Source organism: Glaciimonas sp. Gout2 (assembly GCF_035018905.1).
GTDB lineage: Bacteria > Pseudomonadota > Gammaproteobacteria > Burkholderiales > Burkholderiaceae_D > Glaciimonas.
On the sequence record NZ_JASJXA010000092.1, the window covers coordinates 1 to 4,337 of the forward strand.

The window sequence follows — 4,337 nt, forward strand, 5'->3', positions numbered from 1 at the left end:
AGGAACAGCTCTTTACGATTCCGCTTCGATTCTTATTCCCGCATATGTGATTTCACAAAATCCTTGGGTGCAAACAGGTTTCTCGATTGGTAGCTTATGGCTACAACCAATTGTTACGCCAATTATGGATAGTCCATTTAAATCACCTACTTTATGCAACCCACCAAAAACATGCTAAATCATAAAAAAGATAGTTTGATAAAATTTGAAGTAAAAATTTATACTTTTATTAGCTATGCAACGACAGCTTGTGTTTTTGCTTCCATGGTTATACATCCTTAATGCAAACAGTTCTTGAAAAAATATTGTTGTTATAACTGGATTTATATTTTTAGGGGTTGGCGCTGTATTTGGCTTTGCGGTAAAAAATGATGTGAGAGTTCTGGATTTAAGGCGCTTTAAAAAATAGGCCATAGCCGCACCCCGCCTAGGTCGGCGGCGTTTGGCGGTGAATATTGCGTCGGACTGCCCTGATGTTAATAATTGGCAGTTGCATCCGAAAGAAGTTGAACTTATTAAAAAAAATGCCAGCCGTTATGCGAAAGAAGTGTACAACACAGACCATCCAACACCAGAGCAAATACAAGGTGCGTTATCCATGCTGGCAAATACTGCGCAAAATCTGGCTGATTATAATCTCGGCTACGACGTGCCTTAATCAGCACAGGCAGAAGCGTTCTTACATATTTTGCAATCCGAATATGTCGCGACCAATCCAAGCCTGTCTATCGGTAAGGGACAGTTTCTGTTCTATGCGACGAACGTTCAGAAAAACTTAGCCTATATCAACAGTGGTTACGATAAAGAAATTGCTGACGTCATCAGCAAGCGCCCATCCAAAAATCTTGAATTTCAGCGAAGATTCAATCTGCTCGCGATGGTTGCTCAGGGCATTGGTTAAGTAATTCACCTAACTAATATAAGAAGGAAACAGTTTAACAAAAAAGAACGCTACTCTAGACTTTGTGGTCCCTTGAGGTCCTTTCTAAGTAGAGAAAATTTTGAATACAAACCAGTACGAAAAAAGCATTATTTCTGAAACCCCATTAGAAGTACTTAGCTCGTTTAACGGTAAAGCGGAGATGCAAACACCGTTCTTCGCTGTTTCAATTACCAAGCTTTTAGTGTTGTCGTTTTGTACGTTTGGGCTTTACCAGATAGTCTGGCTCTATCGAAATTGGCAGCTTGTTAAGGCGCGGGAAAAGATCAATATTGTGCCTTTTGCGCGAGCACTCTTTGCTTTTTTGTTTTGCTATCAAATGTTTAAAAAAATACGTGATTTCAAAACGCCGAATACTAGCCAGGGTAAGCTACATGCAGGTTCGCTCACTATCGCGTGGATTGTTGTGGCATCTATCTCCAGGCTCGGACATATTTGTTTACTTATTTCATTGATGGCACCAATTTTCTTCGTGCCTGTACAAATCCGTGTGAATCAAATCAATCATGCAGTCACACCTGATCATGATAAAAATGATCGTTTTAGTGTATTGAATTGGCTAACTATTGTTATAGGCGGTGTTTTATTTATGGCGGTGATTATCGGTAGCCTCGTGCTCATGAAATAAAACTACATTTCCCGATGGTGCATCAACGGTTCCCGATATTAATAAAAAGCGTAATCATTAGGCAAAAAAAGAGCATAAATTAAGACAGGTTTCCTTTCCTCAATTCCTGCAAATTCAAATGAATTTTTTTGTACTTAAGCCTGAAATTTCAGCTCTGCAATTATGTTATTTTCGTAGCTGACCTATCTGAACCAAAAATTTATTTTGTCATTGATTTCAATTTTAGCTAACAGGCTCTATTGGTGTAGTCGCTATCAATCTGCGCAATAAATTCATCGCGCATTTCTGACTCGGGTCGACGCAAAAAAGCCGCTCCTTCTGCATTTATTGTGCGGAAGGAGCGGCGTTTTGTTGACTGAATAAAGTGGTTTTAGCTTTGGGTTTCTTTACGCGTGATGACTGGTGGCTTGTTCTCGAAGCCATACACTGATCGTAGAGGGCACTGCGATTGCATCTTTGCCTCCGTCGGATTTCTCTGCAATGGCTTGCTTCGACGCCAGTTTCTTAGGGCGCTCAATACGCATCTGGAGAAACTCGGAAAGTGAGGCGATCGGCAAAAGTGGCTCCATAAGAAAATTGAAAGTGGCACTATATTATAGATCCACGGCAGCTTTAGTATTCGTTATGGATTTTAGAATACATAACCAGACACTAACGGAGCTTTCATGAAAAACGATGGTTTTCACGCCACTACAGTACCAATTAACAACTCCACCAACGCGCAACTTCACCAACGCAAGAATGCTGCGACGCCACGCGGGGTCGGCGTTATGTGTGATTTTTATGCTTCACATGCGTTAAATGCAGAGATATGGGATGTCGAAAATCGCCGCTTTATTGATTTCGCTGCCGGTATCGCGGTACTGAATACCGGGCATCGCCATCCCAAACTGGTGGCCGCTATTCAGGAGCAGTTAGGTAAATTTACCCATACTGCCTATCAAATTGTGCCGTATGAAAGTTACGTTACGCTGGCAGAGCGCATCAATGCGATCACGCCGGGCACTCATGCCAAAAAAACAGCATTCTTTTCTACTGGCGCCGAGGCTGTAGAAAATGCGGTCAAAATCGCCCGTGCTGCAACGGGTCGCACAGCGGTGATCGCTTTCTCGGGCGCTTTTCATGGTCGCACTATGATGGGAATGGCGTTGACCGGCAAGGTCGTTCCCTACAAGGTGGGCTTTGGACCATTTCCTTCCGAAATTTATCATGTCCCATTCCCGGTCGAGTTGCATGGCGTCACAACAAAAGATTCACTGGCAGCCTTGCAAATGCTGTTCAAGACCGATGTTGATCCGCAACGTGTAGCGGCGATTATTTTGGAGCCGGTGCAAGGTGAGGGCGGATTTTATTGCGCACCTGTCGAACTCATGCAAGCGTTGCGTAAGTTATGTGATGAGCTGGGTATTTTGCTAATCGTCGATGAAATTCAGACTGGCTTTGCGCGCACCGGCAAGCTCTTCGCTATTGAGCACTACAATGTAATTCCTGATCTGATGACGATGGCCAAGAGTTTGGCTGGTGGTATGCCTTTGTCTGCAGTGTGCGGACGGGCCGAGATTATGGACGCAGCAGCGCCTGGTGGTCTGGGCGGTACCTATGCCGGTAATCCGCTGGCGGTTGCATCCGCGCTGGCCGTACTGGAAGTGATCGAGGAAGAGCAACTGGTCGACCGTGCCAATATCCTCGGCAAAAAGCTCAAGAATCAACTTGAAATTTTGGGTGCAGAGGTGCCTCAGATTGCCGATATTCGTGGGCTTGGTGCAATGGTGGCAGTTGAATTTCTGAAGCCGGGCACCCGCGATGCTGATGCCGATTTCGCTAAACGGGTCCAGACAGAAGCACTTAAAAAAGGCTTGTTATTATTAACCTGCGGCGTCTACGGTAACGTTATTCGTTTTCTCTTTCCATTGACGATTCCTGATGCTGTGATGGATGAAGCGCTGGCTATTCTGGGCACCGTGATGCGCAGTGCGTAGTCTTTGATCTGTCTCTGGCGATCAAAATGACGCATTCGGGCGTGTTGACATATAAAGCTTAAAGTGAGGTTGGTGCAAACTGAATCACATACGTTATGAAGGCTGTTGCGGTAGTCTTTGAATTTGTTTTGAATTTTTTTTTGACCTATCGTCATTGACGCTGCCAAGTATTTCAGCTGTCAGTCGGGATTATTGGAAGACATGTTTGAGTGTAGCGAGTTGGTCTTTCAACCTGACTGAAAGTCGAAAAACTTGGTGATCTGAGGGCGGCGTCTCTGGGGTCGCCTTCTTTTTGGTTAGTTTCTTTTGGCTCGATCAGGGACAAGGGAATAATCCCGCCTAAAGTCCCGATATATGGATGCAATCTTGACCGGTTTCTGATCATCGATTGAATGCTTGTCAAACTGAGAGTGTCCATATATGACTGGCTGTCGGGCCACCCCGACAAGCATCCCTGGAGCACCAACCGTTTCAGTCGTCGACGAATCGAAACCATACCAATAACATCTAACAAACCATTTATAAATCAACATTCGAACGTTAACACGCTCTGGTTAAAATTCAGTAATATTCGCAGCTGCGGCTTGAGAGTTTTCAGCCGCCTTAATAATGTCATCCCCGGCTTACTTTTTCGTGTTGCTGTATTGCATCTTGACTGTATTGTGATAGCAACGCCCATAAACTCCCTGTCTTAACTACCCGCTAAGGATTTTTTATGTTGCAATTAAAAGACGCTTCTTTATTTCGCCAGCAAGCTTATATCAACGGTGTCTGGTCCGATGCCGATAAC

The 4,337-nt window shown here is 44.3% G+C and carries 5 protein-coding genes; 4 read left to right on the plus strand and 1 reads right to left on the minus strand.

The genetic code is table 11. From position 1 onward, the window contains the following. Positions 1-448: 448 nt before the first annotated feature. The 3 genes from QN379_RS23025 (at position 449) to QN379_RS23035 (ending at position 1,568) form a co-directional block, all read left to right on the plus strand. Positions 449-658: a hypothetical protein gene (locus QN379_RS23025; RefSeq protein ID WP_323507721.1), complete on the plus strand. Its 210-nt coding sequence runs from the start codon at positions 449-451 to the stop codon at positions 656-658. 30 nt (positions 659-688) lie between these two features. Then, positions 689-901, plus strand: a complete 213-nt coding sequence (locus tag QN379_RS23030; RefSeq protein ID WP_322239700.1) for a hypothetical protein — start codon at positions 689-691, stop codon at positions 899-901. Positions 902-1,001: 100 nt separating this feature from the next. Further along, complete coding sequence (locus tag QN379_RS23035; protein ID WP_322239698.1) at positions 1,002-1,568, plus strand: hypothetical protein; 567 nt, start codon at positions 1,002-1,004, stop codon at positions 1,566-1,568. 386 nt (positions 1,569-1,954) lie between these two features. Here QN379_RS23035 and QN379_RS23040 read toward each other — a convergent pair whose 3' ends face one another. Beyond that, a complete protein-coding gene (locus QN379_RS23040; RefSeq protein WP_322239696.1) occupies positions 1,955-2,125 on the minus strand; it encodes a hypothetical protein in 171 nt (56 codons plus the stop codon). 108 nt (positions 2,126-2,233) lie between these two features. Between QN379_RS23040 and gabT the strand changes: the two genes are divergently transcribed. Beyond that, a complete protein-coding gene (gabT, locus tag QN379_RS23045; protein ID WP_322239694.1) occupies positions 2,234-3,547 on the plus strand; it encodes a 4-aminobutyrate--2-oxoglutarate transaminase in 1,314 nt (437 codons plus the stop codon). Positions 3,548-4,337: the final 790 nt, after the last annotated feature.